This is a genomic window from Streptomyces sp. NPDC001750, from assembly GCF_042892615.1.
Lineage (GTDB): Bacteria > Actinomycetota > Actinomycetes > Streptomycetales > Streptomycetaceae > Streptomyces.
The window spans coordinates 209,208-231,192 of sequence record NZ_JBIAUE010000003.1 but is presented as its reverse complement, the minus strand read 5'-3'; the positions used below and the strand labels follow the sequence as shown (position 1 = coordinate 231,192).

The following is a 21,985-nucleotide window of genomic DNA, read 5'->3' as shown; positions in this document are numbered from 1 at the left end:
TCCGGTGAGCATGCGCACGGACACCGGCTGGACCTGGGACTTCGGCGGCTACGACCCCGCGCGGGAACGCACGGTCGAGGCCCTGTGCACGCTCGGCAACGGCAGGTTCGCCACCCGCGGGTCGGCACCCGAGTCGCCCGCCGGGCCCGTCCACTACCCGGGGACGTACGCGGCGGGCTGCTACGACCCTCTCATCTCCGACGTCGACGGCGAACAGGTCCGCAACGAGGACCTGGTCAACCTGCCCGACTGGTCGCGCCTGCGCTACCGGTGCCTGCCGGACGACGGACCGGAGGGGCAGTGGCTCACGCCCGACGACCCGAGCCTGCGCCACTCCAAGGTCTCGCTCGACCTGCGCCGCGGCGTGCTCACCCGCCGCCTGTTCTTCCAGGACGCGCACGGCCGAGGGCTCGGCGTCACCCACGTCAGGCTCGTCCACATGGCCGATCCCTTCCTGGCCGCACAGAGAACCACCTTCCACGCGTACGGCTGGCGCGGAACGGTCGAGGTGGAGTCCGTCATCGACGGCGACGTCGCCAACACCGGCGTCGAGCGCTACCGGGGCCTCGACCCCCGCCACCTCACCGGACACCGGGCCGGGGTGGAGACGGACGGCGTGGCCTGGCTGTCCTGCCGCACCCGTTCCTCACGGATCCGGATCGGCGTCGCCGTCCGGACGTCCGCACGGCCGCTCGTCCCGGTGGCCGCCGCCTGCACGGACAGGGGGACGGTCCAGGTCTTCCGGCTTCCGGTCGCGCGCGGGCACTCCGCCGTCGTCGTGAAGTGCGCCGCCCTGTACACGTCGTCGGACCGCCCGCAGGGCGACCCCCTCCCGCGTGCCGTCGCGCACGTGACACACGCGCCGGCCTTCGCCGGCCTGCTCGTCTCCCACCACGCGGCGTGGGAACGACTGTGGAGCCAGGGCGAACTGAGGGTGCCCGGCGAGACCGGGCGCATCCTGCGGCTCCACCTCTTCCACGTCCTGCAGACGCTCTCCCCGCACACGGCCGAACTGGATGTCGGGGTGCCCGCGCGGGGTCTGCACGGCGAGGCGTACCGAGGACACGTCTTCTGGGACGAACTGTTCGTGCTGCCCTACCTCACCCTGCACTTCCCGGAAGTGGCGCGGGGCCTCCTCATGTACCGCCACCGCCGCCTGCCCGCGGCCCGTGACGCGGCCCGCCGGGCGGGCACCGCCGGGGCGATGTTCCCCTGGCAGAGCGGCGGTTCGGGCGAGGAGGAGACCCAGCGACTGCACCTCAATCCCCGCTCGGGCCGTTGGCTGCCCGACCACTCGCACCTCCAGCACCACGTCGGATCGGCCATCGCCTGGAACGTGTGGCGCTACGGGCAGAGCACCGGCGACACCGGGTTCGTCCAGGGACCGGGGGCGGAGCTGCTGCTCGACATCGCCCGCCACTGGGCGGCCGCCGCCGAGTACGACAACGAACTCGCCCGCTACCGCATCCGCGGCGTGATGGGACCCGACGAGTACCACGACGCCTATCCCGGCGCCGCCGTGCCCGGCATCGACGACAACGCCTACACCAATGTGACCGCCGCCTGGGTGCTGGCCCGCGCGGTGGAGACGTTCGAGGCACTGCCCCGGACCCGCCGGCAGGAACTGGCCGCGCGGCTCGGCCTCGACGACGAGACGCCGGCCCGCTGGGACGACATGTCCCGCCGTGTGCACGTCCCGTTCCACGAGGGGGTCATCAGCCAGTTCGAGGGTTACGGGGACCTGGCCGAACTGGACTGGGCCGGCTACCGCGCCCGCTACCACGACATCCGCCGCCTCGACCGGATCCTGGAGTCCGAGGGCGACACGGTCAACCGTTACCAGGCGTCCAAACAGGCCGACACACTGATGCTCGGCCACCTCTTCCGCCCCGCCGAGCTGCGGGCCCTCTTCGACCGCCTCGGATACCGGCTCGACGACGAGACCTGGCGCGCGACCGTCCGCTACTACCTGGCCCGCACCAGCCACGGTTCCACCCTCAGCAGCCTGGTGCACGGCTGGGTGCTCGCCCGCGAGAGGGGCCGTGACGCCTGGCGCTACTGCGAGGAGGCCCTGCTCAGCGATGTGGCGGACATCCAAGGCGGCACCACCGGCGAGGGCATCCACCTCGGCGCGATGGGCGGCACCCTCGATCTCGTCGAACGCGGCGTCGTCGGCCTGGAAGCAGGGCCGGACGGACTGTGCGTCGACCCCATGCCGCTGCGCGAGATGCCGCGCTGCGCCTTCACGTTCTGCTGCCGCGGGCACCGGGACATCCGGATCCGGCTCCTTCCCGGCCGACTGGGCATCCGCGTGCCCCGGTCACGGCTCGCGCCGCCGCTGTCGGTCCGACTGGCCGGGGAACGCCTGGTGACGGTGGCCGCGGGGGAGCAGCACTGGTTCCGGCTGCCCTGCGGCGACCCCTGACGCCAGGACGCCACCGAACCGGTGCGGTCGGCCACGACGGGACGGACCGCACGACGCGCGCCCGCGGCCCGACCGTCCGAGAATGAAGGAGCGCCGTAGCCCCGGGACGATCCCGCGGCGGAGCCCGGGGCGGTTCCGGAGGTGCCTGGAGTGAACGCCGTACACAGACAGCAGCAGACCGCGGTCACCGGCCCGGGCCGCCCGCCCAGACCCGACCGGCTCTTCGACAGGGAGGACGAATGGGAGGCCCTGATGTCCTTCGCCGGGGACCCCCATCCGGGGACGGACCTCGGCGTCGTCACGGGGCGCCCCCGCCAGGGCAAGACGCTCCTGCTGGAATCGGTGGCACGCGCCACGGGCGGGTTCTACTTCTGCGGCCAGCAGGCCACCGAGGCCGAGGCCCTGCGCAGGGTGGGCGAGGAGTACGCGCGCCACCGCGAGGCCGGACGGCCCGGTCCCTGGCGCGGCTGGAAGGAGTGCCTCGACGCCCTGCTGGCCCTGGGCGACGATCGGCCCCTGCCCGTCGTCATCGACTCGTTCCCCGAGCTCGTCGCGGCGAGCCCGGCCCTCCCGTCCGTCATCCAGAGCGCCCTGCGGCACTCCGACCGGCCGCCGCCGGGGAACCGCGCGCGCCTGCTGCTCGCCGGCGAGACCGCGCCGGTCATGACCCGGCTGTTCGCCTCGTCCGCCCCGCTGCGCGCCCTCACCCGCCTGATACTCGACATCCGGCCGCTGGACTTCCGCGAGGCCGCCCGGTTGTGGGGGATCGACGACCCGAGGCTCGCCTTCCTCGTCCACACCGTGGTCGGAGGCACGCCCGCCTACCGGCACGACTACGTGAACGACGACGTCCCCGCCGGTCTCGACGACTTCGACGCCTGGGTCTGCCGCACCGTGCTGAATCCGCGCATGCCGCTGTTCCACGAGGCCCGCCACCTGCTCGACGAGGAGACCGGGCCCCGGGGCCGTGTCATCTGCCACTCCGTGCTCACCGCGCTGGCCATGGGCTGCACGACCCACGGCGGGGCGGCCGCCTACCTCGGGCAGCAGCTCGCCGACACCTCGCGCGCCCTCGCCCTCCTCCGCGACCACGGCCTGCTCCACTCGCAACCGGACGGACTGCAGCCCGGGATCACGCGCCACCACATCGCGGACCCGCTTCTCGCCTTCGAGCACGCGGTGGCACGCCCGCGCAGGGCAGCCCTCGAACAGAGCGATGCCGAAACCGTGTGGCAGGAGGCACGGACCGACTTCGACCGGCTGGTCGCCGGACGCCGGTTCGCCCAGGTCTGCCGGGACTGGGCCGCCTCGTACGCCGATTGGACCGCCCTCGGGGCCGACCGGGTCACCGCGGCGCACGGCTCCCTCAGCGACCCGTCGGCGACCGCCGGGCTCGACGCCGAGGTCGTGGTCCGCCGCAAGGAAGGTGTCCTGAGCGGCCCCCTCCTGTCCCTGGGGATCGCGCGCTGGAACACCAGCATGGACATGCACCATCTGCAGCGCCTGCGCCGTGTCCTGGAGCGCCTCGATCCCCGCGACGGGACCGGCCGTGTCCGCCTGGCGCTCTACGGCGCCGCCGGGTTCAGCCCCGAGCTGTACGCGGCCCACGCACGGGGCGAGGTCATGCTCGTCGACCTCGAACACCTCTACCGGGGCGTCTGATCCCCTCCGGTGCCGGGGCCGGTACCGGCCGACGGGACCGGGCCCCGGCCCCGCCCGGGGGCTTCCGCGGGCCCGGCCCCCGTTTCCGGACGGTCCCGGCCATGGGCCGATCGGCCCCTCCATGCTGTGGCCCACTCGGCCCTGCGGTGTCCCCGCCCGCGGAGCGATCGTGGAAGTCGGACGGGACGCAGGTCCCGGACCGACCCCGGAGCGGCGGGAGCGGTTCCGTCCTCCGGAGAAAGCGATTCCGCCTCCCGAAGAGGTGAGAACCATGTGGCGCACACGGATCCGGATCCGGCCGAGGCGCCCCCGCAGACCCCCCGAGCCGGATCTGCGTACGCCTTCCGGCCGTCCCATGCCCTACTGAGGACCGGCAACGGCCGACCCCGGCCGGGAACCCCTCGTGGAACGGGCCGCCGCGAGCGTCACGGACCACGGCGGACGGAGACGAGCGGCGGCGCGGCCGCCGCGGGAAAGGATGAGGACACCATGTCAGGAACTCACCCGGAGCGCCGGCACGGCCGCTTCCCCGACCTCACGGACTGGTTCGGGACGGATTTCCCCCGCTTCCCGTGGCGGTCCGCGCCCGATGTCCACACCATCCCGATCGAGATGAGCAGCAAGGAGGGGCAGTACACGCTGCGCGCCGAACTGCCCGGGATGGACCCGGAGAAGGACATCCACATCACGGTCGAGGGCGACACCCTCACCGTCGGGGCCGAGCACGCCGAGAGCAAGGAGGAGAAGAACCACTCCGAGTTCCGCTACGGCTCGTTCCACCGCACGGTCCGTCTCCCGGCCCGCATCCCGCCCGACGGGGTCGAGGCGGAGTACGAGGACGGCATCCTCACCATGCGCGTGACGCTGGAGTCCGGGGCGGCGCAGGCCGCACACCATATCCCGGTGAAGAGGATCACGGCCGACGGCCACAAGGACGCCTGACGGAGTCGCGCGACGAAGACGCCCGACGGAGACGGGTGGCCGAGGCGCGTGACCGAGGCGTGCGGCACCGACGGGGACCCGCTCCGGGGCCGGCCCCGGAGCGCGCGGGCGGTGCCGCACCGCGCCCGTCGCGTACGGTGCGGACCCGCCCCAGCCCGTCGTACGCATGCCGTGGTCCGGCCCGCGGGCGGGGGTTCACGTGTGGGCGACGACGGCGACCGGGGCGGTTGAGTGGTGGAGCATCGCGTGGGCCACCGGACCGATGTGCCCCCCGATCCGGGACCGGCGGACGCGGCGGCCGACGACCACGAGAGCCGCCGCGGCGCCCGCTTCCAGCAACTGCTCGGCCGGGCGTCCGATCTCGGACCGGGCGTCGAGGGCGACTGCCGGACACCTGTCGCGCCAGGGCTTCAGCAGGTCGTCCAGCTCGTTCCTCATGGCCTCGGCCATCCGCGCGTGGCCTTCCGGGCTGTACGCGGCTCCGTAACCGGCCAGCGGGGGCGGTGTCCAGCTGTGCACCGCGACGAGCGCGCAACGCCGCAAGGACGCCTCCTCGAACGCGAAGGCGAGCAAGGCGTCGCACGGATGACCGGGGTCGACGCCCACGACCACGCCGCCCTCGGCCTGCCCTTCGCGCGGGCCCGGCCCCGTGTCCTGCGCGGCACGCACCAGGACGACAGGCCGCTCAAGGGCGTGGACGACCGCCATGCCCACGGAACCGAGCACGACACCCGCGAACGTGCCCAGCCCCCGGGAGCCGAGGACCAGCATGGCCGCGTCCGCCGCGGCACCCGCCAGTGCCGCCGCCGGGCGGCCGCCGAGCGATTCGGAGCCGATCCGCAGCCGCGGGTGCAGCGCCAGCAGTTCCTCGCGGGCCCCGCGCAGCAGCGGGTCGGCGTCCCCGTGACGCGGCCCCGGTCCGGCCGAGGGGAAGCCGAGGACCGTGAACGTCTCCTCGACATGGACGAGATGCAGGGGCACGCCGCGCAGGACCGCCTCCCGCGCGGCCCAACGGGCCGCCGCGACGCTCTCCGCGGTTCCGTCGAAGCCGACGACGATGCGTGGGTTCATGACGACCTCCTCCGGCCCGGCCAGGGCCGTGCCGGGCGTGTGCTCGGGGAATCCGTCCCCGTCTCCGGCCGGTGCGGACGGTCACCGTTGAGGCCGACACGACGTCGGCGGCGGTGCGCCGGACCCCGGCCGGAACGGCGGCCGTCGATCCACCGGCCGTCGGGCCACCGGACATCGGACCGGCGTACGCGGACACGGCTGTCGGGGCGGGGGCCTGCGGAGTCCGGACCGGTTCCGCTTCCGGACGCCCCGTCGCCCGTCGGACCGGCAGGTCGTTCCCGGACACGACGCCGACCACCCGGTTCTCCTCGCCGACGACGGGCGAAAGGCGGCGGGCACGGCCGGGACGACCTCCTCGGTCATCAGGTCGCCGACTCCGACGGGTCTCATGGCCGCTCCTCCCGTCGCCTCGCGGGGGACCTTGTCGAGACCCGCACGGACGAAACGCCGCAGGTCTTCCACGAGCCACGATCCGCCGGGCCGCACCCGGGGGAGGAGGGCCGAACGGGGCGTGGCAGGGGCCGGTCGGCCCGGTTCGGGCGCGCCGAAGGGGCAGGATGGGACGAAAGGGACCATCGGCCCCGGCCGGTCCTGAGCGGCCCTGCGTGCGCGGCGCCGGAAGTGCCCGGCGTGGGAGCCGACCCACCGACGCCACTCGGCCAGGAGGAAACCATGGAAGGCAGCAACGGCCGCCCCGAACTGGGCTCCGTCGTGGTCGGCGTCGACGGCTCCGAGTCGGCCCGCCGCGCGGTGCTCTGGGCGGCGGACGAGGCGGCACGCCGGGGCACCCTGCTCCACATCGTCCACGGCGCGGACACCGACACCCGGAGCCTCTACCTCTCGGCGGACAGCATCGAGGGGGTGCGCAGCGCGGGCTACGAACTGCTGCGGGACACGGCGGCCGTCGTCGCGGAACGGTTCCCCGGCCTGCGCGTCACCGCGGAGTTCAGCCGCAGCGCGCCCGTGCCCAGCCTGCAACGGACCGCGGGGCTCCGCGGCACTGTGGTGGTCGGCAGCCGGGGGCTGGGCGGGTTCGCGTACCTCATGCTCGGATCCGTCGGGCTGAGGACCGTCGCGGCGGCCACGACACCTGTCGTCGTGGTCAGGGGCGAGGACGACGAGACGGCGACCGGTGTCGTCCTCGCCGCCGTCCGCGACGAGAACGACACCGACTGCCTCCGGTACGCGGCGTGCGAGGCGGAGATCCGCGGGGCGACGCTGCGCCTGCTCCACGTGTGGAACGTGTTCGAGTCCGCCGGGGCCGCCGCGCCCATGCTCGACGGCGTCGGCAGTGTCGTCGGCGAACGCGCCCGCCGGCTGACCCCGCTGACCGACCGGATCCGCGAGGAGTTCCCGGGACTGTCCGTGCGGGCGGACGCCGAGAAGAACCTGTCCGTGGCCGCGGCGCTGGTGGAGGCGTCGCGCCACGCGGACCTGCTGGTGATGGGCGGACGGCGATCGCCCGGGTACATCGGCCCCACGCTCGGCCGCGCCACGCACAGCCTGGTGCACCACGCGCACTGCCCGGTACAGCTCATTCCGCGGCGCCGGGCCGGGAAGCGGGACGAGCCGTGACGGGCACCGGACACCGGCGGACGGGCGCGGCACACCGGGGACCCGTGGCCGACCGCGCCGTGGCGGCCCTCTCGGCGATTCCCGTGCCGCCGCGCACCAGACGCCGTCGGGGCGTCTGCTGGTGTGTCTGAAGGGGGATCCGGAGGTGGTGCCGGGCGGCCGGGTGCTCGCCGATCCCAGGAGGCGCCGACGGGGGCGTGGGGCCCGGTGCGTGCGGACCGCGTTCCGGGAGCCGCGCGGCCCACACGCGTGAGACGACCGCCGGGGGACCCGGACACCCGGCGGCGGTCGCGGGGTGGGGGCTCGGGTCGACGGCGAACCGGGCACGGGACCCGGGACGCATCGGGGCCCCGGGCGGACCGGCGACTCGGCGTTCAGGCGGATTCCACGCGCACGTCCACGACGCCCTCGACGGCACGGACGGCCCGGACCAGCAACGGCAGCAGGGCACGGTTCGGGAAGGGCCCCCGAAGGGTCACGACCCCGTCCAGCACGTCGAACTCCACCCGGTCCGGGACGGGCAGCCCGGCGAACACGGCGGACCGGATCTCCTCGTCCAGCTCCTCGTCGGGCCGCAGGAACACCTTCAGCAGGTCGCTGCGGCTCACGACGCCCTCCAGCATGCCGAGGCGGTTCACGACGGGCAGACGCTTGACCTGCCTGCGCGCCATGATCCGGGCGGCCTCAGCGAGCGTGGCGTCGGCGTGGACCGTGACCGCCGGGCTCGACATCAGCTCCTCGGCCAGCACCGCATCGGCCTTGGACGCCTCCTCGACCCCGCGGGGCGGCGCCGGACCCTCCTCGCGGAACTCCTCCTTGGGCAGCAGGTCCGCCTCGGAGACGACGCCGACGACACGGCCCTCGCCCTCGAGCACCGGCACCGCGCTGACCTTCCACGCGTGCATCAGCTCGACGATCTCCTTGTACGAGGCATCACGGCCGATGGCCACGGCCGTATGGGTCATCACATCGCTGACGGTGTACCGGGACGCGGCCATGAGGTGCTCCTGGGGCGTGGTTCCGGACAGGGGTACGACGGGCGAGGGCGCGGGTCCCGGGGACCGGAGGACCGTGCGACCGGCACGGGGCGCGCCCCACGACTCCTCAGAGGGAACCGCCGCCGTGCGGGGCGTAGAGGTCGAGCAGACGGACCCGCGCGGCCTGCAGCCGGTGGGCGAGAACCTGTCCGACCCAGTGGCCGACGGCGGAACCGAAGGCGGGGTCCGCGTCCATCATCATCCGTATGGTCGCGGCCTCGAACTCGTGGGTGCGGACCGGAGTCATCGTTTCCGCTCCGAGGTGCCATAGGTAGGGCTCGAAGAGCCAGGACCAGCCCACCAGTTCACCGGGTCCCAGATTCTCGATCGAGGCCGGGCGGCCGCCCGGGACACGGAAGTCCAGGGTGACGGCGCCCGAGCGCAGGATCCAGAAGCGGTCCGCGAAGTCCCCCTCGTCGAAGAGGCGGACGCCCTGGTCGAAGTTGACCTCCCGGCCGACGCGCAGCAACCGGGTGCGGTACTGGGCGGGCAGGGCGGTGACACGGGTCGGAGAAGTGCTCATCGACAGCCTCCTGTGGGTGGGTCCGGGGTCAGCATTGCCGGGCGATCGGTTCAGGGACATGGGCCGACCGGCCCCTGTCGCGGTTCCGTACGGCCCCGTCCTGCCGGACGGCCTTGCCGCATGGATCGGGACGGGCCGGGCGGCTCCCCGCGCCGGTTCGCGCCGCCGGGCGGGACGGACCGGCCGCCGTCCCCCGCGAGACGCGCCTCGATGCACCGGCGGACCTCCGCCGTGAGCGAGACCAGGCGCTGGGAGAGCTCTGCCCGCGGTGCGACGGGTGCCCGTACGGCACGGGCCCGGGGCGGCAGCGTCGCGAGATCGGCGGTGAACCGCTTCCGGGCCTCGGTCGGCCCGGTGCGGGGCGAGGTGCGGCGTCCCTCCCGCATGACCGCCTCCAGCAGCGGGTCCGCGCCGGGCGGCGGCGGCTCGTCGACGAGAGCGACCAGATCCGCCCGGCCCGGCCGCCGGAACACCTGTTTGCGGCCCGGGGCCGTCGCCTTGGCCGACGACAGCTTCATCATCGGGCGGCCGTCGTACTCGACGAGCTTGTACGCGGAGTCCAGGTACGGCGCGTCCGCGCTGACGCCGACCCGGGTGCCGACCGCGAACGTGTCGACGGGCGCCCCCGCGCGGACCAGTTCGTCCACCGCGAACTCGTCGAGACCACCGCTCGCCACGATCCGGGTCTCCCGGAGCCCGGCGGCGTCGAGCACGGCCCTGGCCCGCACGGCCAGGTCCCCGAGGTCCCCGCTGTCGAGGCGGACGGCGCACCCCGGGCCGAGTCCCAGCTCGCGCAGCACCCTCGCCGCCGTCTCCACACCCGCCTCGGTGTCGTACGTGTCCACGAGCAGGGTCACCGGGCCGGGGCGGGACCGGGCGAAGGCCCGGAACGCTTCCTCCTCGGTGCCGAACGCCTCCACGTACGAGTGGGCCATCGTGCCGACCGCGGTCAGGCCCTCGGCATGCGCGGCCGCCACGTCGCTGGTCCCGGCGAAACCGACCATGGCCCCCAGCCGGGCGGCCTGGTGCCCGGCCTCGATGCCGTGCGTGCGGCGCAGGGAGAAGTCCACGACCGGGCGCCCGTCGGCGGCCAGCACGCACCGGGCGCACTTGGAGGCCACGGCGGTCTGGTGGCTCACCTGGTTGAGCACGTACGTCTCCACGAGCTGGGCCTGCGGAAGAGGGGCGGTGATCTCCAGCAGCGGCTCACCGGCCAGTACGACGCGCCCCTCGGGCACCGCCCGGACCTCGCCCTCGAACTCCAGCCCGAGCAGCAGTGCCAGGTCCTCGCGCCGCTGTCCCGTCACGGAGGCGAACACGGCCACGTCCTCCGCGTCCACCCGGTAGTCGGCGAGGCAGGCGAGCACCGGTTCCAGGCCGGCGCAGACCAGGAACCCCCGGTCCGGCGGCAGTTCGCGGACGAACAGACTGAACGTGGCGGGCCCCGTCATGCCCTCGCGCAGATAGGACTGGGCCATGGTGACCTCGTAGAGGTCGGTGCTCGTGGCCTTCGACATCGACGGCACCCTCCTCCCGCCGCGCCGTCCTCCCGGACCGCCGCACCGTGCCGGTTTCGCCCGCCTTCCTCCACTATCGGCCCCCTTCACCTTGCGGGCCAGCCGGAGCCGTCGCGGGGCCGGCCGCCCGACGGGCACGCGGCGTCCCGCGTACGCGGGACCGTGCGCAGGAAGGTCGGCCGTGAGGTGCGGGCGCCGACGGACGCACGGCGTCCCGCCGCACCCGCGGCCCCGGGCCGTGCGGCCGGGCGGGCCGCTCCCGGGGTCCACCGGACCCGAGGTGTGGCCCGGTCGGCCCAACCCCGCGAGCCGGGATTCCTGATCCGCTCGACATATGACCACTTCCGGCCGTGGACGACCGCTTCCGGACCGCTGGCCGTCGCATCCCGAAGGGGAATGACATGGAGCACCGAACGGTCGCAGACTTCATGACCCGGGACGTCGTCCGGGCGCGGCGTGACCTGCCCTTCAAGGAGATCGTCCAGTTGCTGGCGGACAACGACGTCACCGCGGTCCCCGTGGTGGACGAACTGGGCCGGCCCATGGGCGTGGTGTCCGAGGCCGATCTGCTGCGCAAGTGCTCCGACCGGGCGGACCCGTCCGGTCTGACGCCGATCCCGCACGTCGAGGCGTGGGAGCGGGCCAAGGCGGAGGGAGCCCGGGCGGAGGAACTGATGTCGGCCCCCGCGGTCTGCGCGCGTCCGGAGTGGACCGTGGTCGAGGCGGCCCGTCTGATGGAGGTGCAGGACGTGAAGCGGCTCCCCGTCGTCGACGAGGCGGACAGGCTGCTGGGCATCATCAGCCGCAGGGACCTGCTCCGGGTCTTCCTGCGCCGCGACGAGGCCATCCGCGAGGAGATCGATCGGGACGTGCTGCGGGCGACGATGGGACTCGACCCCGCCGCGGTGACCACCGAGGTCCGGCAGGGGCAGGTGGTCCTCACCGGGACCGTGGAGTTCGAGAGCCTGGTCCCCGTCATCGAGCGGCTGTGCCGGGGCGTCGACGGCGTCGTGTCCGTGACCGCGCACCTGACCCACCGGACCGACGACGGGGCCCGCGGCACCCCCGGCGGGAGGTGAGACCGCCTCCCCCTCGCCCGACGGGTCCCTCGACGGGCTCCGTGTGCGCCACCGGCGCATCTGCGGTACTCCTCGAAGGAGCGGACCCGCGCCGAACGAGCGGAACGCGCGCCGGCCCCCTCCCCGCGGACGCTCCATCCCGGGAGCCGCCGCCGTCCGGGCTCGGCCCGTACCGCGGCACGGCGGCGACAGCGGTGCGGGGAGTGCGGCACGCACACCGTCGTACCCCGCTTCTCGCGAGACGGAGGCAAGTCGTCATGGAGCCAGTCGTCACCGTCGGCCTCGACGGATCACCGGAGAGCCTGGCCGCCGCCCGCTGGGCCGCGGACGAGGCCGAGCGGCGCAGGCTCACCCTGCGCCTGCTGCACGCGTGGCCCCTGCTGGTGCCGGAACCCACCCGCGTGCCGGCCGAGATGGACCAGAACTACTGGGCGCGGCGGATCGTGCACCACACCAAGGCGGAGATCCAGGCCCATCACCCGGGCCTCGCCGTCGTCGGCAGCCTGGTCGCCGACGACGCCGAGAGCGCGTTGCTGCGCGCGGCATCGGAGTCCGAGATGGTCGTGCTCGGTTCGCGGGGGCTGGCGCCCGTCGAGAGCTACTTCCTCGGCGACATCAGCCTGTCCGTGGTGTCGCGCGCCGAGCGGCCGGTGGTCCTGGTGCGGGCGGGCACGGACGAGGACGGGCCGGGACCCCGGCGGGTCGTGATGAGCGGCGTGGTCGTGGCGGTCGACCCGCACGGTCCCTGCGACGACCTGCTCGAATTCGCCTTCGCGTCCGCCGCCGCCCGCAGGCTTCCCCTGCGGGCCGTGCACGGCCGGAGCCTGCCGGTGGACGCGTACGTGCCCTGGGGCGTGGACCACGACGTGACGGACACGCTCGCCCGGGACGCGCGCAAGCTCCTCGGCCAGTCCCTGCGCCCCTGGCGCGACAGGTTCCCGACGGTGGAGGTCGTCGACAGCGCCGTGCTCGCCAGCCCGGCCAAAGCCGTGGTACGGGCCGCCGAGGGCGCCGATCTGCTGGTCGTCGGCAGGCACAGGCACCACCGCCCGTCGGCGCCGCACCTGGGACCCGTGACCCAGGCCGCCATCCACCACGCACGCTGCCCCGTGGCTGTCGTCCCCCACGACTGACGCGAGGGGCGTACGGGCCGTCCGGCCCCTGGCAGGGCCCGTGCCTCCCGTCCCCGGCCGACGGCGCGCCGCGCCACACTGGGAGCGGGGACGGGCGACCGTCCGACAGAAGGTGATCGGCATGATGTGGTACGACGGCGGCTGGGGCGGCGGATGGCTCCTCATGGCCGTGATCATGGTGGTGTTCTGGTCGTTGCTGATCGCCGGGATCGTCGCCCTCGCCCACTACCTCGGCGGCGGGCGCGGTCGGAGGCCCGGCCCGCCCCCCGGCGAGGCCGGCTGGGGCGGCCGACAGGCCGAGGACCTGCTCGCCGAACGGTTCGCCCGCGGGGAGATCGACGAGGACGAGTACCGACGCCGCCTCACCGTGCTGCGCGAACCGCGCTGAACCATCTGACCCCGCTCCGCGGCCGACGCCGGACGACACCGCCGTCCCGGGGCGCCTCCCGGCCGCGCCGACGGCCTCCGTCCGGCCGCGCGCCGACGGAAACAGTCGGCATGCCCCGAACCGGACGCGCCACCGGCCGCCCGGCCGCGTACGGATCGCGAGGCGGGGCCGCCATACTGGACGGGCCGGGGAGGCCAGTGGACACAGCGACGGGGGCGACAGCACGACATGGCGGACACCAGGCTGGTCCAGAGCCGGTACCGACTGCTCGATCTGATCGGGCGCGGGGGCATGGGCGAGGTGTGGCGTGCCCGGGACGAGTCGCTGGGCCGTCAGGTGGCCGTCAAATGCCTCAAGCCCATGGGGCCCCAGCACGACCAGTCGTTCACCCGCGTCCTGCGCGAGCGCTTCCGCCGCGAGGCCCATGTGGCCGCCTCGCTCCAGCACCGGGGCGTCACCGTCGTCCATGACTTCGGCGAGGACGACGGCGTCCTCTTCCTGGTGATGGAGCTCCTCGACGGCCGCAACCTCAGCCAGCTCCTGGAGGCCAACGGACAGCGCCCGCTCCCGGTGTCCGATGTCGTCGACATCGCCGAGCAGGTCGCGGACGCCCTCGGCTACACCCACCGGCAGGGCATCGTGCACCGCGACCTGAAGCCCGCGAACATCATGCGCCTGGCCGACGGCACGGTGAAGATCTGCGACTTCGGCATTGCCAGACTGGGCCGCGACATCGGCTTCACCTCCCGCCTCACCGGCACCGGCATCGCCATGGGCACCCCGCACTACATGTCGCCGGAACAGATCGGCGGCGGCCAGGTCGACCACCGCAGCGACCTCTACTCACTGGGCTGCGTCCTGTACGAGATCGCCACCGGGGCGCCGCCGTTCGACCTCGACGACACCTGGTCCGTCCTCATCGGCCACCGCGACACGGAGCCCGAGCCCCTGCGCGCCCGCCGGGCCGAACTCCCCGGATTCTTCGACCGCGCCGTCCTGGACCTGCTGGCCAAGGAACCGGAGGGGCGGCCCGCCGACGCGAGCGACCTGCGTCGGCGGATCGCCGTGGGGCGCAGCGGCGAACAGCCCCCGCCAGGGCCCACCGGACACGTGCCGTTCACGGCGCACCTCCCGTCCGTGCCGCTCGCACCCGTCGAGCGTCCGGGGCGGGAACTGCCCGTCTGGGCCCGCGGCATGCCCCCCGGACACAAGGCCCTGGGCGGCGCTGCGCGGACCGCCCCGCCCGACCACCGCGCGGGCCTCACCGACGACTGGACCACCGGCGGCCGGTGGCTTCCGGCGGCCGGGGATGCGGCCATGGGCGCCGGTTTTGGCCCGTGGCCCCCCGCCGCGGAACGGATCACCGGCACCGGCCCGTGGCACCTCGCCGCGCAACCGTCACCCGCCCGGACGGAGCGGCCTGCCCCGTCGCCGGAACTCCTCTCCGTCCTCGCCGGCCGCCACAGCGCGGGCCTCAACCTGGGCCGGCTCGGCCACTGGGCGGAAGCCGAGGCCGCCCATCGCGCGGTCGCCGCCGAACGCGAGCGGGCCCTCGGCCCCGACCATCCGGACACCCTGTCCAGCAGATACGAGATCGGTTTCACCCTCGCGCGCACGGACCGGTCCGAGGACGCGCTGCGGGAGTTCGGCCGGGTGGCCCGGGGCCGCGAACGCGTCCTGGGCCCCGACCACCCCGACACGCTCGCCGCCCGTCAGGAAATGGCGTACGTGCTGGGCGGGCTCGGACGGCACGCCGAGGCCCACCGGCTGTACGTCACGGTCCTCGCCTCCCGGGAACGGGCCATGGGCCCCGACCATCCGGACACCCTGCGCTGTCGCCACAACCTCGCCTTCAACCTCGGCAGGCTCGGCCGCCCGGAGGAATCCTGCCGGATGGCCCGCGAGGTGGCGGCCGCCCGCGCCCGGGTGCTCGGCGCCGAACACCCCGACACCCTGGTCACGCTCTACGAAGTGGCCTACGCGCTCGGCCGGCTGGGACGGTGGACGGAAGCCCTGCGGACCTACCGGGACGTCGTCCGCGGCCGGACCCGCTCCCTGGGCCCCGACCACGCCGACACCCTCGCCGCCCGCTACGAGACCGGTATCGCCCTCGGCCGCCTGGGACACAGCGCGGAAGCCCTGGAGCTGTACCGCGCCCTCGTCGGCGACCGCACCCGGACGAGCGGTCCCACCCACCCCGAGACACTGCGTGCCCGCCACGGACTCGGCGTCAACCTGGGGCGTCTCGCCCGCTGGGAGGAGGCGCTCGCCGAGGCCCGCGACGTCTGCGCCATCCGCGAACGCGTCCTGGGCGCCGACCACCCCGACACCCTGGTCAGCCGCCGCGAGGTCGCCGTCGGCCTCGGCTGGACGGGCCGCTGGACCGACGCGCTCACGCTCTACCACCAGGTCGCCGAGACCCGCGAGCGAGTCCTCGGGGCGGGCCACCCCGACACCCTCGCCGCGCGCAACGACGAGGCGCACTGCCTGGAGCAGGTCGGCCGGGGAACGGAGGCGGTCGAGCTGTACCGGCGCGTCGCGGAACTGCGCCACGGACCCCCCGCACCGCCCGGCGACGGCGGCCCCACCACCTCTGGCCCGGCGTGAGCGCCCCGTGCTACGAAGGACCATGCCCGCACCCGACCGCTATGACGCGGTGATCGTGGGCGGCGGCCACAACGGCCTGGTCGCCGCCGCCTACCTCGCCCGTGCCGGACAGTCCGTCCTGGTCCTGGAACGCCTCGCCGCCACCGGCGGAGCGGCCGTCTCCACCCGCCCCTTCGACGGGGTCGACGCCCGTCTGTCGCGCTACTCCTACCTGGTGTCCCTGCTGCCCCGGAAGATCGTCCGCGACCTCGGCCTGGACTTCGCCGTGCGCAGGCGGACCGTCTCCTCGTACACCCCGACCGTGCGCGGCGGCCGGGCCACCGGTCTGCTCGTCGGCGAGGACCGCGCCACCCGGGAGTCCTTCGCCGCGCTGACCGGCTCGGACCGTGCGTACGAGGCGTGGCGGCGCTTCTACGGCATGACGCGGCACGTCGCCGGACGGGTCTTCCCGACCCTCACCGAGCCCCTGCCCACCCGCGACGGGCTGCGTGAACGGATCGGTGACGAGGATGCCTGGCGGGCACTCTTCGAGGAGCCCATCGGCGTCGCCGTCGAGCGGTACCTCGACGACGACCTCGTGCGTGGAGTCGCGCTGACCGACGCCCTGATCGGTACCTTCGCCGACGCGCACGACCCGTCGCTGCGTCAGAACCGCTGCTTCCTTTACCACGTCATCGGCGGCGGCACCGGCGACTGGGACGTGCCGGTCGGCGGCATGGGCGCCCTCACCGACGCCCTGGCCCGGGCGGCCCGCGCGGCCGGTGCCGAGATCCGCGTCCGGCACGAGGCGACCCGGATCGCGACCGACGGGACGCACGCCGAGGTCACCGTCCGCTCAGCGGAGGCGGAGCACGTCGTCGCGGCCCGCCGAGTGCTGGTGAACGCCTCCCCGCAGGCGCTCGCCGCACTGCTCGGCGAGGAACCGCCCGTCCCGGCCGAAGGCGCGCAGCTGAAGGTGAACATGCTCCTCACCCGGCTGCCCCGGCTGCGCGACCGCTGCGTCGACCCGCGGGAGGCGTTCGCCGGGACGTTCCACATCGCCGAGGGATACGGGCAGTTGGCCGACGCCTACCGGGAGGCGGCGGCCGGCCGGATCCCGGCCGCCCCGCCGTCCGAGATCTACTGCCACTCGCTGACCGACCCGTCGATCCTCGGCCCCGGCCTCGCCGCGAGCGGCCACCACACCCTCACCCTGTTCGGCCTGCACGCCCCCGCCCGGCTGTTCGCCGCCGACAACGCCGCGACGCGCGCCCGACTGCTGGCCGCCACGCTCGGCCGGCTCGACGCGCACCTGGAGGAGCCGATCGCGGAATGCCTGGCAGTCGACGCGAACGGCGAGCCGTGCATCGAGGCGAAGACACCGCTCGACCTGGAACGGGAGCTGGGACTGCCGGGCGGTCACATCTTCCACCGCGACCTCGCGTTCCCGTACGCCACCGGGTCCACCGGCCGCTGGGGCGTGGAGACGCGGCACGCCAACGTACTGCTGTGCGGGGCGGGCGCGGTGCGCGGCGGCGGGGTCAGCGGGGTGCCCGGCCACAACGCCGCCATGGCGGCGCTGGGCCGGTGACCCGAGTACACGGTCGCGGGGACCGACGGAGCAGCCGGTATTAGTGAGATCGATCTTGGTTGCGTAGCAGGTCGGACCCCCGATCGTGGGACCTTTGCGCGGAAGCTCGGCGGTGGACTGCCGGCTGGGGCTGGGGTCGCCTGCTTGTAGTCGTACGAGAGGGACCGCGCGTCGTGCTGAGCGCCCCGACATGATCGAGGCGTTCACCGGCACCGACCGCTCCACCCGCGCCCCGTGCGTGCGGAGTTGATCGGCCGGCAGCACAGGGGGCTCATCATCATTTCCCGGATGTCGCTCTCGGATGCGCCCCGGCGCTTCGAGTGAGCCCCGGCGGATTTCATTACGAACAGTTCGCCAGAAATGCTTGCGCAAGGGCCTACCGCATGAATATGGCTCGTCCTACGATGAATTGCATGGACCCGGTGGTGTTTCTTTTGACCCTCGGTGCGATTTGTCGTATTACCAGATTCATAACCAAGGATGTACTGGCTGCCGGGTTGCGTACGTGGGTGGCCGAGCGCTTCGGGGACGAATCCGGTCCCGCCTATCTGGTCACCTGCGGTTGGTGCACGGGGATCTGGGCCGCCGCATCGGTCGTGCCGCTCGCCTTCCTGGCCGGCGACACCACCGTCTTCCGGGCGGTCACCATGGTCCTGACGCTGTCCTATCTGGCGGGCCTGGCGTCCGCCTGGCTCGACTGAAGGAAGTGCGACGGAGCACGGAGGAGGAGTTCCCATGGGATGCAACTGCGGTGCACGTGCCCGCGGACGAGCGACCATCTACCGGCTGGTCCTGCCGAACGGCGTCATGCGCGACTACCCCACCCGCCAAGAGGCCGAGGCCGCGCGGCGGCGCGGCGGCGGCACCGTCATCGTGGTGAACCAGTAGTCGCCGTACCGACGGTGCCCTTTCCGTGAGCGGGACGGACGGCCTATGGGCGTTCCCGCGCCGGTGGGTACCGGAGAATATCTGAATTACGCCCCCGACCCCCCTGGGCGCTCCGCCGTACGGGTGCCGTTGCGTGCACCCATATGGCGGATGAACGGGCCCAGGGCGCCTACTGGGAGGCGCCGGAGAGTGAATCCCCGGCGCCCGCATGTGCGGCCGGGCGAGTAATGCGCCGACACAGCTCCTTTCATTCCGGTGTGCATTTCCGCTGTCACCCGAAAGGGCGTCGGGTCGCTCTGGCCCCGTACACTCCCAAAGGAGGCTGCACCTTGGCCAGTTCCATCACCACGCTGACATCGTCTCCCAATCCCTCGGTCTGCGGAGAGTCGGTCACCTTCACCGTCCAGGTCTCCCCGGTGCCGCCGGAGACCACCACCCCGACCGGCACCGTCAGCGTCATCATCAGCGACGACGGGCCCACGCTCGTCGGCACCCTGGACGCCGCCGGCCAGGCCCAGGTCACCATCGACGACCTGAGCGTCGGCACCCACCAGGTGATCACCGCCTACGGCGGCGACAGCACCTTCGACCCGTCGTCGTCCGGCCTCGTGAACCAGGTCGTCAACGCCGCGGACACCACCACCGTCGTGACGGCCGCCCCGAACCCCTCGGTCTGCGGCGAGACCGTCACCCTCTGCGCGACCGTCACCATCGACCCGCCGGGCACGGGCACCCCGACCGGCACCGTCACCTTCACCGGTCCCGGCGGGCTGAACCAGACCGCCGTGCTCGACGGCAGCGGCCACGCCTGCGTGACGACGGCGGTGCTGAGCACCGGCACCGTCACGGTCACCTACAGCGGCGACGACTGCGCCGCGAGCTCCACGGGCACCGTCGACGTCACGGTCAACCAGGCGGACACGACGACGGTGGTGACGGCCGGCCCCGACCCGTCGGTCTGTGGCCAGCCGGTCACCCTTTGTGCGACCGTCACCATCGAGCCGCCCGGCGCCGGCGTCCCCACGGGCACGGTGACCTTCACCGGGCCCGGCGGCTTCAGCCAGACCGCCGTGCTGGACCCCGCCGGCCAGGCCTGCGTGACGACCGGCTCGCTGGCCACCGGCACGGTGACCGCCACCTACAGCGGCGACTCCTGTGCCGTGCCGTCCACCGGCACGGTCGACGTGACGGTGGACGAGGCACTGACGGACATCGACGTCGCGGTCACCCCCGACCCGTCCGTGTGCGGACAGAGCGTCACCATCTGCGCGACAGTCACCACCCAGCCACCGGGTTCGGGCACACCGACGGGCACGGTGACCTTCACGGCCGATGGCGGTCTCAACCAGACCGTCCCCCTCGACGCCGGTGGCCAGGCCTGTGTCACCACCACCACACTGGTCACCGGAGAGGTCTCCGCCGTCTACAACGGTGAGGGCTCCTGTTTCGCGGGCTCCGCCGAAGCGGTCGCGGTCACGGTCGACCAGGCCCCGACCACCACCTTGGTCACCGCCATCCCCGATCCGTCGGTCTGCGGCGAGCCGGTGACGGTCTGTGCGACGGTCACCATCGACCCGCCCGGTTCGGGGACGCCGACGGGGACGGTGACCTTCACCGGCCCCGGCGGGCTGAACCAGACGGTCACCCTGGATGCCACTGGCGAGGCGTGCATCACGACCACCGCGCTCGCCTCCGGCACGATCACGGCCACCTACAACGGCGACAGCTGCGCCCTGAGTTCGACCGGCAGCACGGACGTGACCGTCGACCCGGCAGACACCACGACCACCATCGCCGTCACCCCGGACCCGTCGGTATGCGGCCAGTCGGTGACGTTCTGCGCGACGGTCACCACCGACGCCCCCGGTTCCGGCATTCCGACGGGCACGGTGACGTTCACGGCCCCGGGCGGATTCAGCCAGACCGCCGTGCTGGGCCCCACCGGACAGGCCTGCGTGACCACCACCACGCTGACCACCGGGACGGTCACGGCCGTCTACAACGGTGCGGCGTGCTTCAACCCGTCCACCGGCACGGCAGACGTGACGGTGAACGAGGCGTCGACGACCACGGTGGTCACCGCCACCCCGAACCCGTCCGTCTGCGGCCAGACGGTGACCCTGTGCGCCACGGTGACGACCGACCCGCCCGGTTCGGGCACCCCGACCGGCACCGTCACCTTCACCGGTCCCGGCGGCCTCAACCAGACAGTGGCTCTGAACGCCGCCGGCCAGGCCTGCCTCACGACGACCTCGCCGGCCACCGGCACCGTCGCCGCCACGTACAACGGCGAGGGCCCCTGCTTCGCCGGCTCGTCCGACACGGTCGCCGTCACGGTCGGCCCCGCCGACACCACCACCACGGTGACGGCAGTGCCCGACCCCTCGGTCTGCGGTGAGCTGGTGACCGTGTGCGCGAGCGTCACCGTCGACCCGCCCGGTTCGGGCACCCCGACCGGCACCGTCACCTTCACCGGTCCCGGCGGGCTCAACCAGACGGTCACCCTGGATGCCACTGGCGGCGCCTGCCTGACCACCACCTCGCTGGAGACCGGCACGATCACGGCCACCTACAACGGCAGCTCCTGCGCCAACCCGTCCACCGGCACCGTCGACGTCACGGTCGACCAGGCGGCGACCACCACGACCGTGACCGCGACCCCGGACCCGGCGGTGTGCGGCCAGACGGTCACATTCTGCGCGACCGTCACCATCGACCCACCCGGTTCGGGGACGCCGACGGGGACGGTGACGTTCACCGGCCCGGGCGGGCTGAACCAGACGGTGCCGCTGAACGCCACCGGCGAGGCCTGCTTCACCGCCCCCGCCACGCTCTCCGGCACCGTCACGGCCACCTACAACGGCGACGACTGCGCCGCGCCCTCCACCGGCACGGTCGACGTGACGGTGAACGAGGCGTTGACGACCACGGTGGTCACCGCGACCCCCGACCCCTCGGTGTGCGGGCAGACGGTGACGCTGTGCGCGGCGGTGACCACCAACGCACCCGGTTCGGGGACGCCCACGGGCACGGTGACGTTCACCGGTCCCGGCGGCCTCAACCAGACGGTGAGCCTGGACCCGAGCGGCAAGGCATGCCTGACCACCACCACCCTGGCCTCGGGCACCGTCACCGCCCTCTACAACGGCGAGGGCCCGTGCTTCGCCGCGTCCAGCGACACCGTCACGGTCACGGTCAACCCGGCCTCGACCAGCACCGCGGTCTCGCTCACACCGAATCCGTCGGTGTGCGGTCAGTCGGTGACGGTGTGTGCGAAGGTGACGACGAACGCGCCGGGTTCGGGGACGCCGACGGGGACGGTGACGTTCACGGGTCCCGGCGGGCTCAACCAGACGGTGCCGCTGAACGCGGCCGGCCAGGCCTGCATCACCACGACGTCGCTGGCGACGGGCACCATCACCGCCACGTACAACGGCGCAGCCTGCTTCACCACGTCGAGCGGCACAGCCTCCGTCACGGTCAACCCGGCCTCGACCAGCACCGCGGTCTCGCTCACACCGAATCCGTCGGTGTGCGGTCAGTCGGTGACGGTGTGTGCGAAGGTGAC

Annotated in this window: 16 protein-coding genes; 12 read left to right on the top strand and 4 right to left on the bottom strand. The window is 73.6% G+C overall.

Annotated features, from left to right (window positions below; translation table 11 throughout):
- Positions 1-10 precede the first annotated feature (10 nt).
- The 3 genes from ACFYY6_RS07180 to ACFYY6_RS07170 all read left to right on the top strand — a co-directional run bounded on the left by ACFYY6_RS07180 (position 11) and on the right by ACFYY6_RS07170 (position 5,029).
- The gene (locus tag ACFYY6_RS07180; RefSeq protein WP_389192222.1) at positions 11-2,425 is read left to right on the top strand and encodes a glycoside hydrolase family 65 protein; all 2,415 of its coding nucleotides are present in this window, start codon (positions 11-13) and stop codon (positions 2,423-2,425) included.
- Between the two features lie 150 nt (positions 2,426-2,575).
- The gene (locus tag ACFYY6_RS07175; RefSeq protein ID WP_389192039.1) at positions 2,576-4,087 is read left to right on the top strand and encodes an ATP-binding protein; all 1,512 of its coding nucleotides are present in this window, start codon (positions 2,576-2,578) and stop codon (positions 4,085-4,087) included.
- 489 nt (positions 4,088-4,576) lie between these two features.
- Entirely contained in the window at positions 4,577-5,029 is a 453-nt protein-coding gene (locus ACFYY6_RS07170) for an Hsp20/alpha crystallin family protein (RefSeq protein WP_351524576.1), read from the top strand.
- Positions 5,030-5,224: 195 nt separating this feature from the next.
- On the opposite strand, the gene ACFYY6_RS07165 is transcribed toward ACFYY6_RS07170, so the two are convergent.
- Positions 5,225-6,100, bottom strand: a complete 876-nt coding sequence (locus ACFYY6_RS07165) for a universal stress protein (RefSeq protein ID WP_351524515.1) — start codon at positions 6,098-6,100, stop codon at positions 5,225-5,227.
- A 672-nt stretch (positions 6,101-6,772) separates the two neighbouring features.
- Here ACFYY6_RS07165 and ACFYY6_RS07160 point away from each other — a divergent pair.
- Positions 6,773-7,675: a universal stress protein gene (locus tag ACFYY6_RS07160; RefSeq protein ID WP_351624589.1), complete on the top strand. Its 903-nt coding sequence runs from the start codon at positions 6,773-6,775 to the stop codon at positions 7,673-7,675.
- 374 nt (positions 7,676-8,049) lie between these two features.
- Here the strand turns inward: ACFYY6_RS07160 and ACFYY6_RS07155 are convergent, their stop codons facing one another.
- From ACFYY6_RS07155 to ACFYY6_RS07145, 3 genes are all read right to left on the bottom strand, one after another.
- Positions 8,050-8,673 (bottom strand): CBS domain-containing protein, encoded by a 624-nt coding sequence (locus ACFYY6_RS07155; protein ID WP_351524517.1) that lies wholly within the window; start codon positions 8,671-8,673, stop codon positions 8,050-8,052.
- Between the two features lie 106 nt (positions 8,674-8,779).
- Positions 8,780-9,235 (bottom strand): Crp/Fnr family transcriptional regulator, encoded by a 456-nt coding sequence (locus tag ACFYY6_RS07150; RefSeq protein ID WP_073789437.1) that lies wholly within the window; start codon positions 9,233-9,235, stop codon positions 8,780-8,782.
- A 50-nt stretch (positions 9,236-9,285) separates the two neighbouring features.
- Positions 9,286-10,752, bottom strand: a complete 1,467-nt coding sequence (locus ACFYY6_RS07145; protein ID WP_389192034.1) for a nicotinate phosphoribosyltransferase — start codon at positions 10,750-10,752, stop codon at positions 9,286-9,288.
- Between the two features lie 401 nt (positions 10,753-11,153).
- On the opposite strand from ACFYY6_RS07145, the gene ACFYY6_RS07140 reads away from it, so the two are divergent.
- The 8 genes from ACFYY6_RS07140 to ACFYY6_RS07105 form a co-directional block, all read left to right on the top strand.
- The gene (locus ACFYY6_RS07140; RefSeq protein WP_351524519.1) at positions 11,154-11,831 is read left to right on the top strand and encodes a CBS domain-containing protein; all 678 of its coding nucleotides are present in this window, start codon (positions 11,154-11,156) and stop codon (positions 11,829-11,831) included.
- A gap of 257 nt (positions 11,832-12,088) precedes the next feature.
- Positions 12,089-12,964, top strand: coding sequence for a universal stress protein (locus tag ACFYY6_RS07135; RefSeq protein WP_351524520.1), 876 nt, complete (start codon positions 12,089-12,091; stop codon positions 12,962-12,964).
- A 121-nt stretch (positions 12,965-13,085) separates the two neighbouring features.
- A complete protein-coding gene (locus ACFYY6_RS07130; RefSeq protein ID WP_351524521.1) occupies positions 13,086-13,352 on the top strand; it encodes an SHOCT domain-containing protein in 267 nt (88 codons plus the stop codon).
- Between the two features lie 228 nt (positions 13,353-13,580).
- Positions 13,581-15,959, top strand: coding sequence for a tetratricopeptide repeat protein (locus ACFYY6_RS07125; RefSeq protein ID WP_389192031.1), 2,379 nt, complete (start codon positions 13,581-13,583; stop codon positions 15,957-15,959).
- Between the two features lie 22 nt (positions 15,960-15,981).
- Positions 15,982-17,529, top strand: a complete 1,548-nt coding sequence (locus ACFYY6_RS07120) for a phytoene desaturase family protein (RefSeq protein WP_388650591.1) — start codon at positions 15,982-15,984, stop codon at positions 17,527-17,529.
- A 413-nt stretch (positions 17,530-17,942) separates the two neighbouring features.
- The gene (locus ACFYY6_RS07115) at positions 17,943-18,230 is read left to right on the top strand and encodes a DUF1360 domain-containing protein (protein WP_351524524.1); all 288 of its coding nucleotides are present in this window, start codon (positions 17,943-17,945) and stop codon (positions 18,228-18,230) included.
- A 34-nt stretch (positions 18,231-18,264) separates the two neighbouring features.
- Positions 18,265-18,417 (top strand): hypothetical protein, encoded by a 153-nt coding sequence (locus ACFYY6_RS07110; protein ID WP_199813941.1) that lies wholly within the window; start codon positions 18,265-18,267, stop codon positions 18,415-18,417.
- Positions 18,418-18,746: 329 nt separating this feature from the next.
- Positions 18,747-21,985: Ig-like domain repeat protein (locus tag ACFYY6_RS07105; protein ID WP_389192028.1), on the top strand; the 3,239-nt coding region annotated here is incomplete at its 3' end.

Excerpts from the sequence above, each read along its gene's own strand:
- ACFYY6_RS07155 (WP_351524517.1), bottom strand. The coding sequence starts at position 8,673 with ATGGCCGCGTCCCGGTACACCGTCAGCGATGTGATGACCCATACGGCC.
- ACFYY6_RS07135 (WP_351524520.1), top strand. The coding sequence starts at position 12,089 with ATGGAGCCAGTCGTCACCGTCGGCCTCGACGGATCACCGGAGAGCCTG.
- ACFYY6_RS07170 (WP_351524576.1), top strand. The coding sequence starts at position 4,577 with ATGTCAGGAACTCACCCGGAGCGCCGGCACGGCCGCTTCCCCGACCTC.
- ACFYY6_RS07130 (WP_351524521.1), top strand. The coding sequence starts at position 13,086 with ATGATGTGGTACGACGGCGGCTGGGGCGGCGGATGGCTCCTCATGGCC.
- ACFYY6_RS07165 (WP_351524515.1), bottom strand. The coding sequence starts at position 6,100 with ATGAACCCACGCATCGTCGTCGGCTTCGACGGAACCGCGGAGAGCGTC.
- ACFYY6_RS07145 (WP_389192034.1), bottom strand. The coding sequence starts at position 10,752 with ATGTCGAAGGCCACGAGCACCGACCTCTACGAGGTCACCATGGCCCAG.
- ACFYY6_RS07125 (WP_389192031.1), top strand. The coding sequence starts at position 13,581 with ATGGCGGACACCAGGCTGGTCCAGAGCCGGTACCGACTGCTCGATCTG.
- ACFYY6_RS07180 (WP_389192222.1), top strand. The coding sequence starts at position 11 with ATGCGCACGGACACCGGCTGGACCTGGGACTTCGGCGGCTACGACCCC.
- ACFYY6_RS07150 (WP_073789437.1), bottom strand. The coding sequence starts at position 9,235 with ATGAGCACTTCTCCGACCCGTGTCACCGCCCTGCCCGCCCAGTACCGC.
- ACFYY6_RS07120 (WP_388650591.1), top strand. The coding sequence starts at position 15,982 with ATGCCCGCACCCGACCGCTATGACGCGGTGATCGTGGGCGGCGGCCAC.
- ACFYY6_RS07110 (WP_199813941.1), top strand. The coding sequence starts at position 18,265 with ATGGGATGCAACTGCGGTGCACGTGCCCGCGGACGAGCGACCATCTAC.
- ACFYY6_RS07140 (WP_351524519.1), top strand. The coding sequence starts at position 11,154 with ATGGAGCACCGAACGGTCGCAGACTTCATGACCCGGGACGTCGTCCGG.
- ACFYY6_RS07160 (WP_351624589.1), top strand. The coding sequence starts at position 6,773 with ATGGAAGGCAGCAACGGCCGCCCCGAACTGGGCTCCGTCGTGGTCGGC.
- ACFYY6_RS07115 (WP_351524524.1), top strand. The coding sequence starts at position 17,943 with ATGGACCCGGTGGTGTTTCTTTTGACCCTCGGTGCGATTTGTCGTATT.